The sequence below is a fragment of the Glaciecola sp. 2405UD65-10 genome (assembly GCF_048820975.1).
Taxonomy (GTDB): domain Bacteria; phylum Pseudomonadota; class Gammaproteobacteria; order Enterobacterales; family Alteromonadaceae; genus Glaciecola.
The window spans coordinates 1-19870 of sequence record NZ_JBMEUF010000001.1; the positions used below are offsets into that span (position 1 = coordinate 1).

At 40.8% G+C, this 19870-nt stretch carries 20 protein-coding genes and 2 rRNA genes; 10 read left to right on the top strand and 12 right to left on the bottom strand.

The window, feature by feature from the left end; translation table 11 throughout:
* From ACOI22_RS00005 to ACOI22_RS00015, 3 genes are all read left to right on the top strand, one after another.
* Nucleotides 1-84: ribosomal RNA gene (locus tag ACOI22_RS00005) — 23S ribosomal RNA — on the top strand; the annotation flags it as partial.
* Nucleotides 85-194: 110 nt separating this feature from the next.
* A 5S ribosomal RNA gene (gene rrf / locus ACOI22_RS00010) occupies nt 195-310 on the top strand.
* A 285-nt stretch (nt 311-595) separates the two neighbouring features.
* Nucleotides 596-1177, top strand: coding sequence for a tRNA-uridine aminocarboxypropyltransferase (locus ACOI22_RS00015; RefSeq protein ID WP_420668940.1), 582 nt, complete (start codon nt 596-598; stop codon nt 1175-1177).
* A 1-nt stretch (nt 1178) separates the two neighbouring features.
* On the opposite strand, the gene ACOI22_RS00020 is transcribed toward ACOI22_RS00015, so the two are convergent.
* A complete protein-coding gene (locus ACOI22_RS00020) occupies nt 1179-2963 on the bottom strand; it encodes a cation:proton antiporter (RefSeq protein WP_420668942.1) in 1785 nt (594 codons plus the stop codon).
* 334 nt (nt 2964-3297) lie between these two features.
* Here ACOI22_RS00020 and ACOI22_RS00025 point away from each other — a divergent pair, with 334 nt between their 5' ends.
* The 7 genes from ACOI22_RS00025 to adk all read left to right on the top strand — a co-directional run bounded on the left by ACOI22_RS00025 (nt 3298) and on the right by adk (nt 10455).
* A complete protein-coding gene (locus tag ACOI22_RS00025) occupies nt 3298-3423 on the top strand; it encodes a hypothetical protein (protein WP_420668944.1) in 126 nt (41 codons plus the stop codon).
* A gap of 205 nt (nt 3424-3628) precedes the next feature.
* Entirely contained in the window at nt 3629-4165 is a 537-nt protein-coding gene (gene apt, locus ACOI22_RS00030; RefSeq protein WP_420668946.1) for an adenine phosphoribosyltransferase, read from the top strand.
* Between the two features lie 7 nt (nt 4166-4172).
* A complete protein-coding gene (gene dnaX / locus ACOI22_RS00035) occupies nt 4173-6461 on the top strand; it encodes a DNA polymerase III subunit gamma/tau (protein WP_420668948.1) in 2289 nt (762 codons plus the stop codon).
* Nucleotides 6462-6485: 24 nt separating this feature from the next.
* Nucleotides 6486-6812, top strand: coding sequence for a YbaB/EbfC family nucleoid-associated protein (locus ACOI22_RS00040; protein ID WP_420668950.1), 327 nt, complete (start codon nt 6486-6488; stop codon nt 6810-6812).
* A 159-nt stretch (nt 6813-6971) separates the two neighbouring features.
* The gene (gene recR / locus ACOI22_RS00045) at nt 6972-7571 is read left to right on the top strand and encodes a recombination mediator RecR (RefSeq protein ID WP_420668952.1); all 600 of its coding nucleotides are present in this window, start codon (nt 6972-6974) and stop codon (nt 7569-7571) included.
* 111 nt (nt 7572-7682) lie between these two features.
* Entirely contained in the window at nt 7683-9605 is a 1923-nt protein-coding gene (htpG, locus tag ACOI22_RS00050) for a molecular chaperone HtpG (protein WP_420668954.1), read from the top strand.
* A 205-nt stretch (nt 9606-9810) separates the two neighbouring features.
* Nucleotides 9811-10455 (top strand): adenylate kinase, encoded by a 645-nt coding sequence (gene adk, locus ACOI22_RS00055; RefSeq protein ID WP_420668956.1) that lies wholly within the window; start codon nt 9811-9813, stop codon nt 10453-10455.
* Nucleotides 10456-10524: 69 nt separating this feature from the next.
* On the opposite strand, the gene ACOI22_RS00060 is transcribed toward adk, so the two are convergent.
* The 11 genes from ACOI22_RS00060 to ACOI22_RS00110 form a co-directional block, all read right to left on the bottom strand.
* Nucleotides 10525-12132, bottom strand: a complete 1608-nt coding sequence (locus ACOI22_RS00060; protein WP_420668958.1) for a GMC family oxidoreductase — start codon at nt 12130-12132, stop codon at nt 10525-10527.
* A gap of 105 nt (nt 12133-12237) precedes the next feature.
* Nucleotides 12238-13917 (bottom strand): Na(+)/H(+) antiporter subunit D, encoded by a 1680-nt coding sequence (locus ACOI22_RS00065; protein WP_420668960.1) that lies wholly within the window; start codon nt 13915-13917, stop codon nt 12238-12240.
* A complete protein-coding gene (locus ACOI22_RS00070; protein WP_420668962.1) occupies nt 13914-14243 on the bottom strand; it encodes a hypothetical protein in 330 nt (109 codons plus the stop codon). Before ACOI22_RS00070 ends, ACOI22_RS00065 begins: the two co-directional genes overlap by 4 nt.
* A gap of 12 nt (nt 14244-14255) precedes the next feature.
* Nucleotides 14256-15725: a proton-conducting transporter membrane subunit gene (locus ACOI22_RS00075; protein WP_420668964.1), complete on the bottom strand. Its 1470-nt coding sequence runs from the start codon at nt 15723-15725 to the stop codon at nt 14256-14258.
* Nucleotides 15726-15733: 8 nt separating this feature from the next.
* A complete protein-coding gene (locus ACOI22_RS00080) occupies nt 15734-17239 on the bottom strand; it encodes a monovalent cation/H+ antiporter subunit D family protein (protein ID WP_420668966.1) in 1506 nt (501 codons plus the stop codon).
* Complete coding sequence (locus tag ACOI22_RS00085) at nt 17236-17595, bottom strand: cation:proton antiporter subunit C (RefSeq protein WP_420668968.1); 360 nt, start codon at nt 17593-17595, stop codon at nt 17236-17238. Before ACOI22_RS00085 ends, ACOI22_RS00080 begins: the two co-directional genes overlap by 4 nt.
* The gene (locus ACOI22_RS00090; RefSeq protein ID WP_420668970.1) at nt 17592-18011 is read right to left on the bottom strand and encodes a Na(+)/H(+) antiporter subunit B; all 420 of its coding nucleotides are present in this window, start codon (nt 18009-18011) and stop codon (nt 17592-17594) included. The genes ACOI22_RS00085 and ACOI22_RS00090 overlap by 4 nt, the downstream gene beginning before the upstream one ends.
* Entirely contained in the window at nt 18004-18570 is a 567-nt protein-coding gene (locus tag ACOI22_RS00095) for a DUF4040 domain-containing protein (RefSeq protein ID WP_420668972.1), read from the bottom strand. Before ACOI22_RS00095 ends, ACOI22_RS00090 begins: the two co-directional genes overlap by 8 nt.
* A complete protein-coding gene (mnhG, locus tag ACOI22_RS00100) occupies nt 18567-18923 on the bottom strand; it encodes a monovalent cation/H(+) antiporter subunit G (protein WP_420668974.1) in 357 nt (118 codons plus the stop codon). Before mnhG ends, ACOI22_RS00095 begins: the two co-directional genes overlap by 4 nt.
* The gene (locus tag ACOI22_RS00105; RefSeq protein ID WP_420668976.1) at nt 18920-19210 is read right to left on the bottom strand and encodes a monovalent cation/H+ antiporter complex subunit F; all 291 of its coding nucleotides are present in this window, start codon (nt 19208-19210) and stop codon (nt 18920-18922) included. Before ACOI22_RS00105 ends, mnhG begins: the two co-directional genes overlap by 4 nt.
* Nucleotides 19210-19701, bottom strand: coding sequence for a Na+/H+ antiporter subunit E (locus ACOI22_RS00110; RefSeq protein WP_420668978.1), 492 nt, complete (start codon nt 19699-19701; stop codon nt 19210-19212). Before ACOI22_RS00110 ends, ACOI22_RS00105 begins: the two co-directional genes overlap by 1 nt.
* Nucleotides 19702-19870: the final 169 nt, after the last annotated feature.

Here is a 19870-nt window from a genome sequence, read left to right on the forward strand (position 1 = left end):
AGACTACAACGTTGATAGGCAGGGTGTGGAAGCGTAGCAATGCGTTAAGCTAACCTGTACTAATTGCCCGAGAGGCTTAACCATACAACACCTAATGAGGTTTGTTGTAGTGATAAGTTGCTAGTGTGAGAAGAGTAGTGTGCTCACTTAAATATTGAATTTTTTATTATGTTTATCCAAATTGTCCCTTTTTGTCTGGCGACAATAGCGATACGGTCCCACCTGACTCCATCTCGAACTCAGAAGTGAAACGTATTAGCGGCGATGGTAGTGTGGGGTTTCCCCATGCGAGAGTAGCACATCGCCAGACTCCTATTTAAGAAAACCCGCATAGCAAACGCTAGCGGGTTTTTTTACGTCTGCACAAAAGTGACACGCATTAGCGGCGACCCCATTCGGGGCAAGGGTGAGTGTGGGCCTTTGGCAATAGAAAGCCCATGCGAGAGTAGCACATCCGCCCTTGCCGGTAACCGAGACTCCTATTTAAAGAAACCCGCATAGCAAACGCTAGTGGGTTTTTTTACGTCTGGTGAAATTCAAGTTAAATGATTTTGGTGTTATTCTAGTGGCGACAACGTTTTACAAGAAATTCTAAATGCAAACAAAAAGACCACAGTGTCCTGAATGTCATTACCCATTGATCACCTGCATATGTGGGCAAGTTCAAAAAGTGGATACAAGCAAGCGCATCATCATTTTGCAGCACAAATTAGAGGCAGGGCATGCGAAGAATACCGTGCGTTTACTGCAGTTGATTAGTCCAAGCATAGAAGTCATTAAAACAAAATATACAAATCAATTAGATGCTCTAAATTTAAAAGTTGAAAACACTGCCCTGGTGTACCCAAGTAAAGTTAGCATTGGTATTGAGGAACTTAAACAGGGTCAAGAGCTTGAAGAGATTGAAAATCTGATATTTATTGATGCAAGCTGGCGACAGGCCTATGGAATATGGCAAGCAAATAAGTGGCTTCATCAATATAAGCAGTTGCATTTTAATGTGCCGCCACAATCACGATACTTAATTAGAATGTCGAAAAAAAATTATCAGCTCTCGACCTTGGAGGCTGTTGCATATTCTTTAAATGTATTAAGCGCTACACCTATGGCACCCTTTTACAGTGCACTTGACGCCCTGCAAAATCATTGGACAAAATTTGCAGGGAATAAAGCGTAAGTTATTTGGCAATTATTAGGCTTACAATCCTCCAATCTGCTTTAGGTTTACGATCTTTAGTGGTTGTAAACACTTTCACTTTTCCCTCGCCCGTAATCGCACATAAAGGGATACATCTGCCCTCATATTCTTTTTCATAATCTTGATAAGTGAAGGTTTCTGACAAACCGGTTGTTTTGATAACCGCCCCTTTATTGACTAAGCCAATGAGTTTGCCGTAGCTAGCATCTTCAGAAAATAAAGTTAACTTGCTAGTGTAAGATTCAGATACCTGATGGCTAGGTCGGTTTTGAGATTCATTACTGTTTAAGCCTAAAACAGCACCTTTACCTAATTCGTGTTCAAAATGAAATGTGACTAAAGGATTCAGTTGTTTATAGGGTGATAATACAAGTACCTTTGAAAATAAACTCACGTCTAAGTTTCTACTCGCGTGTTCTGAAATTGGGTTGCCAAAATAGCACGGTATGCCATCCATTCGGGCTTGCTTAATAGTTTCCCAGTTAGTGTCACTTAAACAAACTGGTATCTTTTGGTCTTGTAGCTCTTTAGCAAGTAAACGGCTAAACAAACCGCCGCCGAACATTAACACGCCATTAGGCTCAGGTGATCTTATTTTAAGCAACTCAGCTACTTTCGCTGACGATAAACTCTGTACTACTACTGTCACAATAATAACTAAAAAGACCATAGGTACTAAAAGTTCGGCTTGAGGATAGTCAATGGCTTCAAGCTTAAGCGAAAATAGGGCTGATACAGCAGCGGCCACTATACCGCGAGGTGCAATCCAACTTAAAAGTGCTATTTCACGCCAGTTTAACTTAGCGTTAACCGAAGAAAGAACCACTGATAAGGGTCGCGAAACAAACATAATAACCAGTAGTACGACTACTGCTGGAATACCTACTTTTGCTATGCCTGAAAGGTCTATTCTTGATGCAAGCAATATAAACAAGCCAGATATTAGCAGCACGCTTAGGGTTTCTTTAAACTCTAAAATATCGTCTACATCAACGCCGCGCATGTTGGTTAATATCATTCCCATAATAGTAACTGTAATTAATCCAGACTCATGGGCAAATAAATTAGATGCGGCAAATACACCTAGCATAATCGTAAGAACGGCGGTGTTGGTTAAGTAGTGTGGAATCCAGTGGTATCGTAAAGCTAAGCCCATTAAGTAGCCGCTTAGCGCGCCAATTATAGTACCCACTCCCACTGTTTTCGCAAACGCTAAAAAGGTATTACCAATCACATTTTGTGTTGATATTATGTATTCAAATACAATTACCGCAAGTAATGCCCCAATAGGGTCAATAATAATGCCTTCCCAGCGTAATATGTTTGACACTTTAGCACTGGGGCGTACCGTTCTTAGCATGGGAACAATAACGGTGGGGCCGGTAACGGTAACAAGCGCGGCAAATAAGAAGGAGAGTTCCCAGGGAATGCCTAAAGCATAGTGGGCTACAGGTGCCACAGTGATTAGGGTTACAAGTGTACCAATCGTACATAAATTCCTAACCATGGAACCATGGCCACTGATATCTTTGAACTTAAGCGTAAGCGCCCCTTCAAACAATATTATGGCCACTGATAAAGACACTATTGGAAAGAGTAGGTCACCGAAAATAGCATCAGCATCAATAATTCCCGCCACAGGACCAACAATGATGCCTATTATTAATAAGGGAAGAATAGCCGGTATTTTGATCTTAAATGCGAAAAATTGACACGCAATTGAGATTATCCCAACAAGCGCTAAAGGTAGGGTTAGATCGTTCACACGGCTCCTAATAAACTGTTTTACTGAAGTTAATTAATATTATTATTCTTTTAGTTTACGAGAATATAGCAAACACACAAGCGCTATTTATTTAACTATTTTTAAGGTTTGCGATTTTAGCTTAGTGCTGAAAATTCAATATATATAAAAACCACTGCGTAGTATAAAATTTAAAGCTTGTGGAGCGCCTAATAAATAGCGCCGGTTTATTATACAAAAAGTATACCTTATCTATTTTTTTCATACTTAATTATTAGACTACTTATGTTTTTTTTGATGTTGATCAAGTAATATGCACGCCTAAGATTGTACAAGTTAAATTAAAGGTGAAATTATGGGTAGTGATACCGAGTTTAAAGAAGTATTTAATTGGTGGTATTTTTTCGGTATTTTGGCAGCTTTAGCGGCTTTCCCATTACTACATATCATTGCGTGGACTGTTAAGATGATAGTTCAGTAACACGTGCAAGTTGCGCAGATTAAAAACTAAGCGTTCGCCTTATACATTTTCTGCGCAAGCTCCTCCTTCCAAAGTAAGTTAATTCTTTTAAACACAATAATTTATCTGAAATTCGCGTTTCAGGGCGTGCAATTTTGTGAAAAAAAGTTACTCTATACCACTAACTAATTGTGAATATAAAATAAAACACATCCAAGGATTACATGTGTCAGAAGAACTGATTAAAAACGCGGTAACTACCATAGTAGATTACCCTAAGCCGGGTATTCTTTTTCGAGACGTAACCAGCGTATTACAAGACCCAAAAGCTTTTCAAGCTTGTATAGATTTATTAAAAAATCGTTTTGCAGACAAAGGCTTTACGAAAGTAGTCGGCACAGAAGCTAGGGGCTTCTTATTTGGCGCTCCATTAGCATTAGAGCTAGGTATTGGGTTTGTACCAGTGCGTAAGCCTAAAAAGCTACCCAGAGAAGTAATCTCTGAATCATATGAACTTGAGTACGGTACCGACATACTAGAAATTCATAAAGATGCTATTAGTCCAGGTGACAGCGTACTCATGATTGATGATTTACTTGCAACTGGCGGAACAATGATTGCGACTGCCAACTTAATTCGCAGATTAGGCGGCAATGTTGAGCACGCAGGTTTTATTATTTCTTTACTCGATATTGGTGGAGAAGAAAAACTCAAAGCAGCAAATATAAGTTCGTACTGTGTTTGTGAATTTGAGGGAGACTAATTAGCTTATGAGCTATCAGGTTCTAGCAAGAAAATGGCGTCCACAAACTTTTTCTGAGTTAGTAGGGCAACAGCATGTGGTTGATGCAATTACCAATGCTTTGGAAAACAACAAGCTCCACCATGCGTACTTATTTACTGGAACGCGCGGTGTTGGTAAAACCACCATAGCTAGAATTTTCTCGAAAAGCTTAAACTGCGAGGAAGGGCAAAGTGCTAATCCTTGTGGACGCTGTGATACTTGTGTAGACATTAGTGATGGCCGCTACGTTGACTTACTTGAAATTGATGCAGCGTCGCGTACCAAAGTGGAAGATACCCGTGAACTGCTTGACAACGTTCAGTACAGGCCAACACGCGGTAAATATAAAGTGTACTTAATAGATGAAGTGCACATGCTGTCTAAGCACAGCTTCAATGCACTGCTTAAAACCCTAGAAGAGCCGCCTGAACACGTTAAGTTCTTGTTAGCCACTACCGATCCTCAAAAGCTACCAGTTACGATTTTGTCTCGCTGCTTACAATTTAGTTTACGTGCGCTAACTCGTGATCAAATTCAAGATCATTTGGCATATATTTTACAGCAAGAAAGCATTTCATATGAAGATGCCGCGTTAGCGCAGTTAGCTAGAGCTGCACAAGGTAGTATCCGTGATTCTTTGAGCTTAACAGATCAAGCCATAGCACAAGGCAATAACCAAGTAAGCTTGGCTGTAGTGTCAAACATGTTGGGTTTGTTAGATAAAAACCAAATACTTAAGTTAGTTAAGTATATTTGTGAGCGAGATAGTCAGCTCGCTCTTGAACAGCTAGATAGCATTTGCTCTCAGTCACCTGATTACACCCAAGTGCTCGCACAAATTTTGGCTATGTTGCATCAAATAGCCCTTACGCAAGTAGTGCCTGAAGTATGCAAGCTAGAAGGCAGTTCAGCGAAAGGTATTTTTACTTTGGCTAAGTCCTTGGGTAAAGAGCAGATACAGATTCTGTATCAAATTGGCGTAAACGGAAAGCGCGATTTGCCCCATGCTCCAGATGCTAAAAGCGGCTTACAAATGACGGTGTTGAGAATGCTTGCTTTTTCGCCTGCGCAAAAAGTGGAATTAGACCTTGATAATTTAATTAGCGACGAATACGCTGATTTACCAGCACCAGCACCAGCACCAGCACCAGCACCAGCACCAGCACCAGCACCAGCACCAGCACCAAGCCCAAAGCCTGTTGAAAACATAGGGCAAGCACAAATAGATAAACAAGAAGCTGAGCCTGTGGAAGATGTAGGCATGCAAAGTGAGCCTACAAGCTCTAATAGCGTACATGCTGAAGAAAGCTACCAAAGTCCTCAATCGGCCGCTTTGCATCCGGAAGTACAAACGCCTGTTGAAACTAAGGCCCCAGAGGCTGATAGTAACGATGCGAATGAGCAGTCGGTGAATGTGCAAAATACGCCTGCAGATGAACAGCATGTTCATGTGGCAGCGATTGATGCGAATCCGTCAGAGCCGGTAAGCATGCATCCTGATGACGAATATCATCTGGCTATGAGTGAACTTCCCTATGGTCAAGATGACTACCAAAATAATTATGACCCAGCCTCTGTTGGGGTGCAGGTTCCATCATCTGAAGCTACAAGCGAGTTTTCAAATACTGCTCAGCCTGTGCAGCAAAATAGTGATCAAAGCAGTGATAGTACCCTTAACAAGACCCTTGAATTAATAGAGCTATCAAAGCAATTGCAGGCTAAGACCGAAGAGCGAGGTAGCTCCGGAAAAAAGTTTGAAGGCAGTACTGAAACTACAGACACTCCTGTAGTTGTTCATGACTACGCGCTTGGTGATGCGCTAGCGCCATTTTCAAATACACTGCAAGCATTTTTACCCCCGGATGAAGGTATTGATACTGCGACTAAGCTTAAGTTAGCAGCGCAAGTAGATGACTGGAGTGCGTTTGTTGATGCAACGGGTTTACAAGCGTTTACAAGGCAGTTATTGATAAATTCATCATGCTCAGAGCTTTCAAACCCTTTGGTCTTGAAAATTTCAAAAGAGCAGCAATATATGGTGGAAGAGGCAGTTGTTGAAAACGCCCAAAATGCCATAAGCAATATGCTTGGTAACACCATAGAAATCGAAATTGTAAACGAAGAGGTAGCAAACACTCCCTTTGAAATTCAAAATCGAATTGATGATATGCGTTTAAGTTATGCCAAAGAAATAGTGCAAAACGACGAAACCATTCAAGAACTTATAAAAGTATTTGATGCAAAAGTAATTGAAGACAGCATTGAAGCAAGATAACTCAATAATGTAAGAGAGGAAGATATGTTTAAAGGTGGAATGGGCAACATGATGAAACAAGCCCAACAAATGCAAGCAAAAATGCAGAAAGCCCAAGAAGAACTTGCTTCAATGGAAGTGATAGGTGAATCGGGTGCTGGTATGGTTAAAGTAACCATGACTTGCAACCACAACATCCGTAAAGTCGAAGTAGATGATTCACTTATGGACGATGATAAAGAAATGCTTGAAGATTTAGTGGCCGCAGCAATGAACGATGCAGTGCGCAGAGTGCAAGAAACGTCTAAAGATAAAATGGGCGATGTCACTGGCGGTATGGGTTTACCACCTGGCTTCAAGATGCCGTTTTAGTAGCGCTTCAAAACAAGCAAAGTTAATAGATGACTTTGCTTGTTTAATCCATCAGACTTTACATCCCTTCTAAATTTTAAACCCCTAAGCCTGTGTATTTCTGCATATTTGCGGTAACATCTTATTCCCATTTAGTATTTCAAGGCCTTTTTAGTTTTTATGTCGTTCAGCCCGCTTATTGATGAATTAATTTCTGCTTTTAAATGTTTGCCCGGTGTAGGTGCAAAAAGTGCGCAACGTATGGCATTCACTTTGCTTGAACGCAATAGAACAGGGGCGTTAAAGCTAAGCGAAGCACTTCATAATGCAATGGAACATATTAACCATTGTGAGCAGTGCCGCACGTTTACTGAAGCTAAATTGTGTAATATATGTAGCAATCCATCACGCAGTGAAAGCCAACAAATTTGTATTGTTGAGTCTCCACAAGATGTGCTCGCCATAGAACAAACCTTACAATTTAAAGGCACTTATTTTGTACTTATGGGGCACTTATCACCCATAGATGGTATTGGCCCTAGCGAAATAGGTTTAGACATTTTGCAGCAGCGTTTGTCACAATCTCCTATTGAAGAAGTGATACTTGCAACCAATCCTACGGTTGAAGGAGAGGCAACGGCGCACTATATTAGCCAAATGTGCAAAAAGCATAACATCAAAACCACGCGTATTGCTCATGGCGTACCAGTGGGTGGCGAGCTAGAATATATTGACGGCAACACCCTTACTCATGCTTTTAGTGGAAGAAGAGAGTGTTAGGCCCTTTTTTGAACAAAATATTAATTTTTTGCTATTGAAAATAAAGAATAAGCCCTCAAATTAAGTGACTGAATATAAACTCTCATTTTGATTTAGAGGAGAACCTTGGCTATGGCTGAGACTGTCCAACACGAAACGCATGGTTTCCAAACCGAAGTAAAACAACTATTACAGTTGATGATCCACTCTTTGTACTCAAACAAAGAAATTTTCTTACGTGAGCTAGTATCAAATGCAGCTGATGCCGCTGATAAACTTCGTTTTAAAGCGCTATCTGACGCCAACCTGTTCGAAGGTGACGGTGATTTAAACGTTAAGCTTAGCGTTAACAAAGATGCCGGCACTCTTACCATTAGCGATAATGGTATTGGTATGAGCAAAGAAGAAGTGATTAAAAACCTAGGGACAATTGCTAAGTCGGGCACGGCAGACTTTTTCGGTAAGCTTTCAGGTGACGAAGCAAAAGACTCTCAATTGATTGGCCAATTTGGTGTGGGCTTTTATTCAGCATTTATTGTGGCTGACAAAGTAACGGTTAATACCCGTGCAGCAGGTGCTGATGCATCACAAGGCGTGCAGTGGGTATCAGAAGGTGAAGGTGAGTTTGCCGTGGCTGATATAGAAAAAGCCAAGCGTGGAACTGACATCATTCTTCATATTAAAGAAGACGAAAAAGAGTTCTTAGATGACTACCGCCTTCGTTCAATCATTACTAAATACTCTGATCATATTAGTATCCCTGTTCAACTTTTCAAAGAAGAAGTGCCTGAATCAGAAGGGCCTGATGGCGAAAAAATTCCAGCTCAACCGGGCGAATGGGAATCAGTAAACAAAGCGACTGCTTTATGGACGCGCGAGAAATCAGACGTTAGTGATGACGAGTATAAAGAATTTTATAAGCACGTATCGCACGACTTTGCAGACCCATTAACGTGGTCACACAACAAGGTTGAAGGTAAAACTGAATATACTAGCTTGTTGTATATTCCGTCAAAAGCGCCTTTTGATTTGTGGAATAGAGAGCAAAGCAGTGGCTTAAAACTTTATGTGCAACGTGTATTCATTATGGATGATGCCGATCAGTTCATGCCAACTTATTTACGATTTGTGAAAGGTTTGCTTGATTCAAATGATTTGCCGCTTAACGTGTCGCGTGAAATTTTACAAGATAACAAAATAACGCAAGCGATTCGCCAAGGTTGTACTAAGCGCGTACTTAGTATGCTTGAGAAAATGGCCAAAAATGATGCTGAGCAGTATCAAGCTTTCTACAATGAATTTGGTAACGTGCTAAAAGAAGGCCCAGCTGAAGACTTCGCAAATAAAGAAAAAATAGCTGGTTTGTTACGTTTTGCTTCTACGCACAACGAAACCAATGATCAAACCGTTTCTTTAGCGCAGTACATTGAGCGTATGTCAGAAGGGCAAGATAAGATTTACTACGTAACAGCTGATTCATACCAAGCCGCGCGCACTAGCCCGCATTTGGAAGTGTTCCGCAAGAAAGGCATTGAAGTATTGTTACTTGGTGAGCGTATTGATGAATGGTTAATGTCACATCTTAATGAGTTTGATGGTAAAACTTTACAATCAGCCGCAGGTTCAAATGTTGATTTAAGTGAGCTTGATGATGAGGACACTAAAAAAGCACAAGAAGAAGCTGAAAAGGCGATTGAAGGTGTATTAGCGCGTATTAAAACAGCTTTGGGCGACAAAGTTGAAGACGTTAAATTTACTCACCGACTAACTGACTCCCCAGCTTGTATAGTAGCGACAGACGGCGGCATGACCACGCAAATGGCTAAGTTGATGCAGGCAGCAGGGCAACCGGTGCCAGAGCCAAAATACAACTTTGAGCTTAACCCTGAGCACCAACTGGTAAAAATCGTTTCAGACATACAAGACGAAGAACAATTTTCACAGTGGGCAAAAGTGTTGTTTGATCAAGCGGCGTTATCAGAGCAAGGGTCATTAAAAGAGCCGGCTGATTTCGTTAAAAACCTAAATAGCTTGTTAGGTAGTTTAGCGAAATAAGCAGTGTCTAAACACGAAGAAATAGTAAAAAAAGGTTCAGCTTTCGCTGAGCCTTTTTTATTTTACGATTTATTTACATCGTTAGGCTAAAGTCTGACCAATTTTGGCTTTTAATTCTTGTTTAGACCGCACCTTACCTGTAAAGTTTGACCCAGAAAAAATTTAACACTTATACGACTATACACGAATTTAAGGAGGCCGCTTCATGCGTATTATTCTTCTTGGCGCACCGGGCGCTGGCAAAGGAACACAAGCTCAATTTTTAATGAATAAATTTGGTATTCCCCAGATTTCTACAGGCGATATGCTGCGTTCAGCAATAAAAGCAGGTACTGAAATGGGCCTTGCAGCTAAAAAAGTAATGGATGCAGGACAACTAGTTTCTGATGAAATTATTATAGGTTTGGTAAAAGAGCGTATTGCTCAGCCAGATTGTGAAAATGGCTTTCTTTTAGACGGTTTTCCGCGCACCATTCCACAAGCCGACGCAATGAAAGAAGCCGGCATTAAAGTTGATTACTGTATTGAGTTTGATGTTGCTGATGACGTTATTGTTGATCGCATGGGCGGACGCCGAGTTCATCCTGCTTCTGGCCGTGTTTATCACGTAGTTTACAATCCACCAGAAGTGGAAGGTAAAGACAACGAAACAGGTGATGAGCTTGTTGTTAGAGATGACGATAAAGAAGACACAGTGCGTAAGCGTTTAGGCGTTTATCATGACCAAACTAAACCATTAATTGAATATTACGAAGCTGCTGCCCGTGATGGCATGTGTAACTATTTAAAAATAGATGGGACCTTACCTGTTGAACAAGTGTCAGCTGAACTTCAAAAACTATTGTCATAGTTTTCAGTTTTAAAGAAACTTCTAAAGAAAACCCAAGGTGCTTACCTTGGGTTTTTTATTTCTAGGGGATTAATTCTTTGCTGCATCCTTTTGAATCATCTCAGCGGCTTTTTCAGCAATCATAATGGTAGGTGCATTTGTGTTACCCCCTATTATGTTAGGCATGATTGACGCATCAACTACACGCAATGCGTTAACTCCAAACACCTTCAGCTCATCTGACACTACCGCTTCTGCATCAGAAGACTTACCCATTTTGCATGTGCCAACAGGGTGATAAACGGTTTCAGCGTTATTTTTTATGTATTCAACAATATCTTCATCACTTTCTAACTTAGTGTTTGGAGAGTAGGGCATAGCAGTGTTTCCAAGGGGGGCGGTATTAGCTACATCTTGTGCCCACTTAAAACCTGCAATCATGGGGGCTAAGTCATCAACGTGAGATAAATAGTTGGCTTTAATGATGGCTTCAAATCCCGAGCTAGTTTTTTGTAAGGTGACACTTCCCTTACTCTTCGGGTACAAATTACAAAAGTGAATGGTAAAACCATGGCCCGTAAGCCGTTTACGTCCATGATCTAATAATAAAGCGGGTATAAAATGGACTTGTATATCGGGTAACGATTTATCAGGTGATGATTTAATAAACGCACCCCCTTCGGCAATATTTGAGGTGAGCATACCTTCTTTTTTTTGCCAATACTGTAGGGGAGCTAAGGCATTCTTTAATATGCCAGGCACAGAAATACCGTAGGAGTCATAATTTCTTTGCTTGTAAACAATGGTTCCATCTAAGTGGTCTTGTAGGTTTCGACCTACGCCAGGTAAATCTTCAACTACATCAATACCTAGCTCCTTTAAATGACCTTCAGGACCTATTCCTGATTGCATTAATATTTGCGGTGAGCCAATGGCTCCGGCGCAAAGAAGTACCTCTATATTCGCAGTTATGTTCTGATGCTCACCATTTACCGTTACAGAAACGCCCTTGGCTCGCGCTTGTTCAATTATGATTTTCTTTACATTGGCTTGTGTCAAAATAGTTAAATTACTGCGCTTTCTTACCGCCGGCTTTAAGAAACCTTTAGCCGTTGAACAGCGAGAACCATTTTGTTGAGTCACCTGATATACTCCCACTCCTTCTTGGCGAATACCGTTAAAATCAGGATTTTCAATAATGCCTGTATTCACACTTGAAGAAACAAAATCTAGAGTAAGCTTATTTACGTGCTTTAAATCGCTAACTCCCTGTGGGCCGCCACAGCCATGAAGCCTAGATATGCCGCGTGTATTATTTTCGCTTTTGCGAAAATAGGGAAGCACGCTATTCCAATCCCAGTGGCTAGCACTTTGCTGGGCCCATTGATTGTAATTGTCGGCATGGCCTCGAATGTAACACATAGCATTGATTGAGCTGGAACCGCCCAAGGTTTTACCCCTAGGCCAATACATTTCACGATTATTTAAGTGGGTCTCAGAATGGGTTGTATAGTCCCATTTTATGGAAGAAAGCGTGCTTACTAGTGCAAGGCCAAAAGGAATGTGAATGGCAGGATGTTTATCTTCAACGCCAGCCTCTAGCAGGCAAACGCTTATGTGAGGGTTTTCAGATAACCTTGATGCTAGCACTGAGCCTGCTGACCCAGCGCCAATTATAATATAATCATAGCTTTGCAAATCGTAGTCCTTTATTAAGATGCCTGCAAAACTAAACCTTATTAAGCCCCTGTATGCTTGTATTTAGTCTTATGTTGCATCGTTCTCGTCATGGTATTGCTTGCCTTAAAGTGCCATTAATTCAGTTATTAGAGCAATAATGGCGAGCAATACGAAGCCAATTACCATACGCAAAGTAAGCGCAGCGGAATTGGCATCTTCATTTCGGTTCATATCGGGTATTAACGCAGTAACGGCATGTTTGCCTTTTATGAGCAAATTAAGGGTGCCATTTGCTAATTTAGCAAATTGATGCCCCAGTGTTGGTAGCCCTTTACGATAAACCACTTCAAAATCAATATTGACCGAACGTAACTCTGGTGGATACAAGCCTTGTTTGTTTAACCAAACAAACGCTAGGGCAGAGAAAAACAACAGCTGTAATTGTGTGAGCGTATGGGTTATGTCATAGGCTACATAGTTATTTTCCCAAGGAAGTAAGCTGTACAAGGCATCAGGATAGCTACCTATTGCAATACAGAGTACTGATGCTATTCCCATTGCCACTAACATATTGGTTGGAGCTTCTTTAGGACGTAAGCCCGAATCATGTGCAAAGAATGCAAAGAACGGAATTTTAATACCGGCGTGGTGGAATACACCTGCTGATGCAAATAGTAACATTAACCACAGGTATTCATGTCCAGCTTCTATCATAGCGGCCATAACCATACTTTTACTTACAAAGCCACTAAACAACGGAAAGGCCGAAATTGATGCTGCGCCAACAATACAAAATAAGGTGGTTTTAGGCATTGTTTTGTGAAGCCCGCCTAAATCAGAACCATTTATATGGCCAACGCGCGTCAACACCGCGCCCATGGTCATGAACAATAAACCTTTGAAGATAACATCGTTAAAAGCGTGTGCTACCGAGCCGTTAAGCGCAAGGGCTGTACCAATTCCAATACCACATACCATAAAGCCAAGTTGGTTTATTAAGCTGTATGCAAGTACTTTACGCAGGTCATTTTCAATTACCGCATAAAATATTGGGAAGCAGGTCATGGCTGCGCCAATATAAACCAATAAATCTTCGCCTGGGAAAGTACGCGCTAGCATGTATATAGCTACTTTGGTGGTAAAGGCTGAAAGAAAAACCGTTCCCACAGGCGTGGCTTCAGGGTAAGCATCGGTTAACCATGTGTGCAAAAACGGGAAGGCCGCTTTAATACCAAAAGCAAACAAGAACAGGTAGGAGGCAACACTACCGAGGCCTACAAAATCAATATCTAAGCTACCTACATCATGGTAGTGCATAATAGCCGCAACCAGTAAGGCTACACCTGACAATATTTGTATCATTAAATAGCGCACACCGGCACTTTGTGACGCTTTTGTACGCCTAGCAAATACTAAAAATGCTGACGTTAAGGCTAGCAATTCCCAGAATATAAATAAAGTTAAGAAGTCACCCGCAAAAACAGCGCCTATTGCACTTCCTGCATAGGCTAAGCCTGCCACAAATTGCACCTTGTCTTTCAAATGTAGGGCATAAATTAAACATATAAAACAGGCAATATGAAACAAATAAGCAAACAACAAGCTGAGCTTATCAACCTTTACAATTTGTAGTTCAAATATATGCAGTTGCACATTGATGGCACTTGGGTCACCACTGAAAAACAACCACAAGCCGTTTATAAGTGGAACCAATACTAAGGCGTAGCGCCATTTGATAGGCATCACCCAAGCAAAAATAGCGGCTAAGAAAAATGGTAAGAAGGCAGGAATAGCATAACTCATTTGTCGGCCTCCTGAGCAGAATCATTTTGCATATGAGCTTCGTCGTCTCGTTTGTCGTAATAGGTTTCGCTACGCATTAAACCCAAGCGCATGAGTTTTGCTAATACCACTAACACCACACAGGCAACAAAGCCGTATAGTGCATAGAATGTAGGAATCTCTTCAAAATGTACGTAAATGTGACGATGTACAATAAAGTCTAAGGCTACCAATATCACACATAAGGCGTAGAACACGTATAAAATGATCGACACGTTTTTAGGCTTATCGAAAAAAGAATCGTTGCTGTGATCATGTGAATCTGGATTTGAGTTGTTATGTTCCATAATGACCTCCGGTTACTCTGTAAGCGTTAAAGCGAGTTGATAAAACACAGAAGGGTCAAAAAATAAATATATAGTGACCAAGGTGGGTATTGCCATCCCAATTAAGCAAGCTACTGGCGCTTCTTTTATTTCGGTGTAAGCAGGGTTACTAACAAAGTAAGCGCGCATTGGAATACTCAGCAAGTAATAAGTGTTTAAGAGCGAACTAGCCGTTAAGCTAATAAGCACTGTCCAATAAATAAAGCTTGAGCCTTCAAACCCTAAACTACCCGACAACAAATACCATTTGCTCCACATACCACCAAAAAATGGAATACCTAATATGCTCAAAGTGCCTATAGTAAACACCGCAAATGTAAATGGCATAGCTTTGCCCATACCATCTAATTCACTTACGGCTTTTTTGTGCATCGTAACAAGTATTGCACCGGCCGCAAAAAATAGGGCTATTTTACCAAAAGCATGCATGGCTATATGCATAGTGGCACCGGTAACGGCATCTTTAGTTGCTAATAAAGCACCAAGCACTATGTAACTTAGTTGGCTTACGGTTGAATATGCTAAGCGTTCTTTAATGTTATCTTTACATAAGGCTATTAACGACGCGCCAACTATTGTAATAATTGGGAACCATATTAATACCGTGTTCGCACCCGATTCCGTAATGAAGTCGGTACCGAAAATAAACACAACCACTTTAACCAATGAGAAAACACCCGCTTTTACTACCGCCACAGCATGCAGCAAGGCACTTACGGGGGTAGGGGCTACCATGGCTGAGGGCAGCCATTTATGCAAAGGCATTACACCCGCTTTACTAATGCCTAAAATAAACAAGAGCAACAAGGGAAGCACCCAGCTTGGATCTAAGCTTCCTTCTAAAATACCGCCTTGCACAAACTCTAAGTTATCTGCAATAAAGTACACGCTGATCATAGCTGGCAAGAAAAATAGAATAGATGAACCCATAAGTATTAATATGTACTTACGGCCTCCTCGCTTAGCTTCGCGTGTTCCTGAATGCGTAACTAAAGGATAGGTAGAAATAGTTAAAAACTCATAGAATATAAATAAGGTAAATAGATTTTCTGAGTAGGCCACCGCCATTACACCGGCAATAGCAACAGCGAACAGCGTAAAGAACCGCGTTTGATTCTCTTCATGATGCGCGCGCATATAGCCTATGGCGTAAATTGAGGTGGCAATCCACAAACTACTCGCTATTAGCGCAAACATTACGCCAAAACTATTTACAGCAAATGAAATAGATAAACCCTCAATAGGTTCAGCTATCATGAAGCCTGCTTGCTGAGCTTGGTCTAAGTTTATATACAAGTATATGTTTACGGCAAAAAGACTCACCGCCGTAATGAGTGTTACCGCTTCGCGAACATTCTCAAACTTATTAAGTTGAGAAATAACAACGGCACCCACTACAGGAATTAATAAGCTTGCCATTAAATAATACGTTAATTCAATCATGCGCGTTCCTATTGTCCTGTTGTTGTGGCAAGTAAGGCTTTAGCCACAGATTGCGCTGATTCAAATGGAATATCGGTATAAAGACCAAAGTACAAACAAGCAAACGCACCAATCCATAAGGCAAGCGATAAACTAAATGGTGCTTTAGCTACATTTATGTCACCACTTCGAACGCCCGACACCACGACTTTGCGTTTTGAATTAAAATACATTGCTTCAACAATTTTCCAAACGTAAGCAATGGCAAATACCGAGCCAATAACTATGGCGGCTACCACAATATACTTACCTTCTGATATAGCGGCTTCAAGCAAATACCATTTGGTCACAAATCCAACTGTGCCAGGCACACCAATAAGGCTTAAACCAGCGAAGACAATAGCAGCGAAGGTCCAAGGCATGCTGCCACCAAACCCACGTAATTCTTTTAGAACGGTTGTGTTTGCTCGATACATAATAATGCCAGCACCCATAAATAAAGTTGCTTTTATAATCGCATGATTAAATAAATGCATAACCGAGGCGGTAACACCCGTTTCGTTTAGCAGGGATACGCCAATAATGATGTAACCAATTTGCGCAACACTTGAAAAAGCTAACAAGCGCTTAAGTTCAATTTGTTGCCAAGCACGGTAAGAGCCATATATAACCCCCACACAGCCAAGTACTAGCAATACCTGCGGTAAATAAAGGGCCGTCCAATAGTCAATTGGGTAAAGGTCAAACAAGACTCTAAACAATGCATAGATAGACACTTTAGTCGCGGTAGCTGACAAAAAGATGCTTACCACAGATGGTGCTTGGCTATATGCATTTGGAAGCCAACTGTGCAAAGGGAATATAGCGGCTTTAAGGCCTAATCCTAATACTATAAAGATAAAGCCAGTCATCACTACTTGCATGTCTTCAAAGGAGCTAAAGCGGCTAGCAATATCATTTATATTCAAACTACCTGAAGCTGCAAATAAAAAGCCAACGCCTATAAGAAAGAAGGTCGCACCAATGGTGCCTAAAATAAGGTAAGAGAATGCGGCGGTTAAGGCTTTGCGCGATTTACCCATACTAATAAGCGCATAACTTGATAAAGAACTGATTTCTAAAAATACAAAAAGGTTAAATATATCGCCGGTTAAGGCAATACCAATAAGGCCTAACAGGCATAATTGGAAGGCCGCGTAGAACAAGCCGTAATTATTTTTGTTGATTTCTTTCGGTACGCTTTGAAATGCATAAATACTCGTAACCGTTGCAATACCACTTACAATTAATGCAATAAAAGCATTGAATGAATCTATTTTATACTCAATCCCCCAAGGCGGGCGCCATCCACCAAGCTCATAAACAATATGAGTGCCATCAATCACAAGATACAAAATGACGAATGACAAAATAAAACAAGACGCAGACACTACAATTGTCAATAACCAACTAATGGTATGTGATTTAAATAGTGCAGTAATAGGTGCAATGAGTAGCGGTATAACAACCAGCAGTATGGTTAAGTGTTCCGTCATTCTTTATTATCCATTACGTTAATTTCATCTTCTTCAATACTGTTATAAGATTCTTTAATTCGAATAACTAATGCGAAACCTAATGCAGTAGTGGCTACGCCAACTACAATTGCCGTTAGCATAAGCACCTGGGGGAGAGGGTTTGAGTATACAGTGTAGTTACTGTCTACAATAGGAACCGTGCCGCCATTTACCTTTCCTAAGCTAACGTAAAACAAGATTACTGCGGTTTGAAACATAGCCAAACCAGCCAATTTTTTCATCAAATTTGAACGGCTTATTAAGGTGTAAAGACCCACCATCATAATGGCTATAATTAACCAATAATTAATATGGCCTGAAATATAATCTATCATTCTGGCGCTACTCTTCTGGCAAAGGTGAAAAACAATAAAATCATGACCGAGGCTACGGTTATACCCACACCAAGTTCAATCACTATAATGCCAATATGTTGGCCACTCACAGGATTACTCGCTAATACACTATAGTTTAGGAATGTTCCGCCCATAAGCATTGACGCTACGCCAACACCGGCATAAAGCAAAACGCCTACACTGGCGCAAATACGTAAAGCCATTTCTGGCACTAAACGAAGAGCGGCCTCTAAGCCATAGGTAAGTGCATATAACAAAATGGCGCTTGAAAATATAACACCAGCTTGGAAACCACCGCCTGGGCTATAGTCGCCATGAAACTGCACATACAAAGCAAATAAAATGATGATTGGTGACAACCACTTGGTAACTACTCGAAGGATAAGATCATTCACTGGGTTTGCCTCCGCGAGATTTAACATGAATCTTTCTGCGTTGCCCTAACAGTAACAGCACGCCAATACCTGCAGTCAGTACTACTGTTACTTCGCCCAAGGTATCAAAACCTCTATAGCTAGCCAGCACGGCGGTAACCAAATTAGGTACGCCGGTATCAGCTTGACCTTGCTCAATATAGTATTTAGCGACTTCTTGGTTAGGTGGGCTAAGTGGATCGCCTAATTGGGCAATATCATGGGTACCATAAATAAGCAGCGCGCCCATAAACAAACAAATAAGAAGCGGGGCGCCCCGTGTTTTCTTGGTGGTAACCGCCTCATGCCCATCTTTAATTGAAGCCAAGGTTACTAGCATTAATACCGTAGATATGCCCGTTCCCACTGCAGCTTCAGTAAATGCTACATCGGGTGCATCTAGCACTACGAACAAGCCCGCCACCAGCAAACTATATAAGCCAAAAAGCATAGCCATGGCGAAAAGATGCTTGGTTTTTAAAACAGCTAAAGCCATTACGAGTAAAAAAACCAATAAAACTATATTAACTATTAAGCTCATGCTTGTTCTCGCTTAGCTTTTTCGCTGTCAGATTGTGACTCCATGCTTTGCACGTGAACCTTTTGGTCATGGCGTAAACCCCAACGCCAAGCGTTGTTAGCCAATGCGTATGACGACACGGGGCTAGTAAATGCAAGAAATAGAAATATGAGTACTAATTTAGCGACTACTATATAACTTGTGGCTTGCAAGCCTAAGCCAAACAATATTAAAAAGCTGCACAAGGTGTCGGTCACACCCACGGCATGCAGGCGAGCGTAAGTGTCAGGTAATCGTATAAGGCCAATACCGCCAATAATACCAAGTAAACATCCTAAGCCAATGAGTACAAAACTAGTAATATCAAGAATCATTTGGTTTCCTCATTGCTACTATTGGCAAAGAACTTGCCGCGTTCAACGAGCCTCAATGCTGCAATAACGCCTACAAAGTTTAAAAGTGAATAAAGTAGGGCAATGTCGAGTAGGTCATGACGCCCTGAAAAGAAAGCAAACACGGCAACTAAAAGCACCGCCTTGGTACCAAACATATTTACGGCAAGAATTCGGTCAAATACCGTAGGCCCTAAGAGTGCTCGACACACTCCCAACGCCATTGCTAATAAAATAGCAAGGGCTGAAACTAAAAAATATAAAGTCATTATTGGGAATTCTCTATTTCAGTTATTTCGTATTGCTTAGGCATTATATTTAGCATGTCATTGTTTGCTAAGTCTTCTGCGCCCGACGAACTAATGGTGTGTACAAGTAAAGTATCATCCGACAAGGCAATGCTAGATGAACCTGGGGTTAGGGTAATGGCGTTTGCATACAATACTTTTGCTACATCATCTTTGTATGGCATGGGGATGGTTATGAAGGTTGACTCTACTGGGCGAAAACCTAATATTCGTAAACTAACATCAATATTTGAGCTAACTACTTTACCCGCCAACTTAAATAAAAAGCTTATGAAGCTGCCGGTTACAAAAAAACGATAACGCTCTTGGTCAATATTCACCATTCTTTGAGTTAAGTAGAGTGCAAAAAGAACAGAAACGAATCCAAATGAAAGCATTAGAGGTTCGTACATTCCAGAAAGTAATAGCCAAATAATGACTAATACAATTGCTAATTTAACAGTATGATTCAAAAATCAACTCCCTCTATTCTTATTAATATAGCAATTTTCACAACTATTGCCTTTTTACATTTGTGGCCATTGTTGTAGCAAATCTTCATTTAAAAATCAGCTGAACATAAGGCCTTATTTAGCTACTAAATTGTGAACTGCTTCAATGTCTTAACTGTAAAATATATAC

Bases quoted from the DNA above. Each gene is read 5' to 3' on its own strand.
- ACOI22_RS00105 (WP_420668976.1), bottom strand. From the start codon at position 19,210: ATGACTTTATATTTTTTAGTTTCAGCCCTTGCTATTTTATTAGCAATG.
- ACOI22_RS00070 (WP_420668962.1), bottom strand. From the start codon at position 14,243: ATGGAACATAACAACTCAAATCCAGATTCACATGATCACAGCAACGAT.
- ACOI22_RS00015 (WP_420668940.1), top strand. From the start codon at position 596: ATGCAAACAAAAAGACCACAGTGTCCTGAATGTCATTACCCATTGATC.
- ACOI22_RS00085 (WP_420668968.1), bottom strand. From the start codon at position 17,595: ATGATAGATTATATTTCAGGCCATATTAATTATTGGTTAATTATAGCC.
- ACOI22_RS00040 (WP_420668950.1), top strand. From the start codon at position 6,486: ATGTTTAAAGGTGGAATGGGCAACATGATGAAACAAGCCCAACAAATG.
- ACOI22_RS00095 (WP_420668972.1), bottom strand. From the start codon at position 18,570: ATGAGCTTAATAGTTAATATAGTTTTATTGGTTTTTTTACTCGTAATG.
- mnhG (WP_420668974.1), bottom strand. From the start codon at position 18,923: ATGATTCTTGATATTACTAGTTTTGTACTCATTGGCTTAGGATGTTTA.
- adk (WP_420668956.1), top strand. From the start codon at position 9,811: ATGCGTATTATTCTTCTTGGCGCACCGGGCGCTGGCAAAGGAACACAA.
- htpG (WP_420668954.1), top strand. From the start codon at position 7,683: ATGGCTGAGACTGTCCAACACGAAACGCATGGTTTCCAAACCGAAGTA.
- recR (WP_420668952.1), top strand. From the start codon at position 6,972: ATGTCGTTCAGCCCGCTTATTGATGAATTAATTTCTGCTTTTAAATGT.
- dnaX (WP_420668948.1), top strand. From the start codon at position 4,173: ATGAGCTATCAGGTTCTAGCAAGAAAATGGCGTCCACAAACTTTTTCT.
- ACOI22_RS00065 (WP_420668960.1), bottom strand. From the start codon at position 13,917: ATGAGTTATGCTATTCCTGCCTTCTTACCATTTTTCTTAGCCGCTATT.
- ACOI22_RS00080 (WP_420668966.1), bottom strand. From the start codon at position 17,239: ATGACGGAACACTTAACCATACTGCTGGTTGTTATACCGCTACTCATT.
- ACOI22_RS00025 (WP_420668944.1), top strand. From the start codon at position 3,298: ATGGGTAGTGATACCGAGTTTAAAGAAGTATTTAATTGGTGGTATTTT.
- ACOI22_RS00075 (WP_420668964.1), bottom strand. From the start codon at position 15,725: ATGATTGAATTAACGTATTATTTAATGGCAAGCTTATTAATTCCTGTA.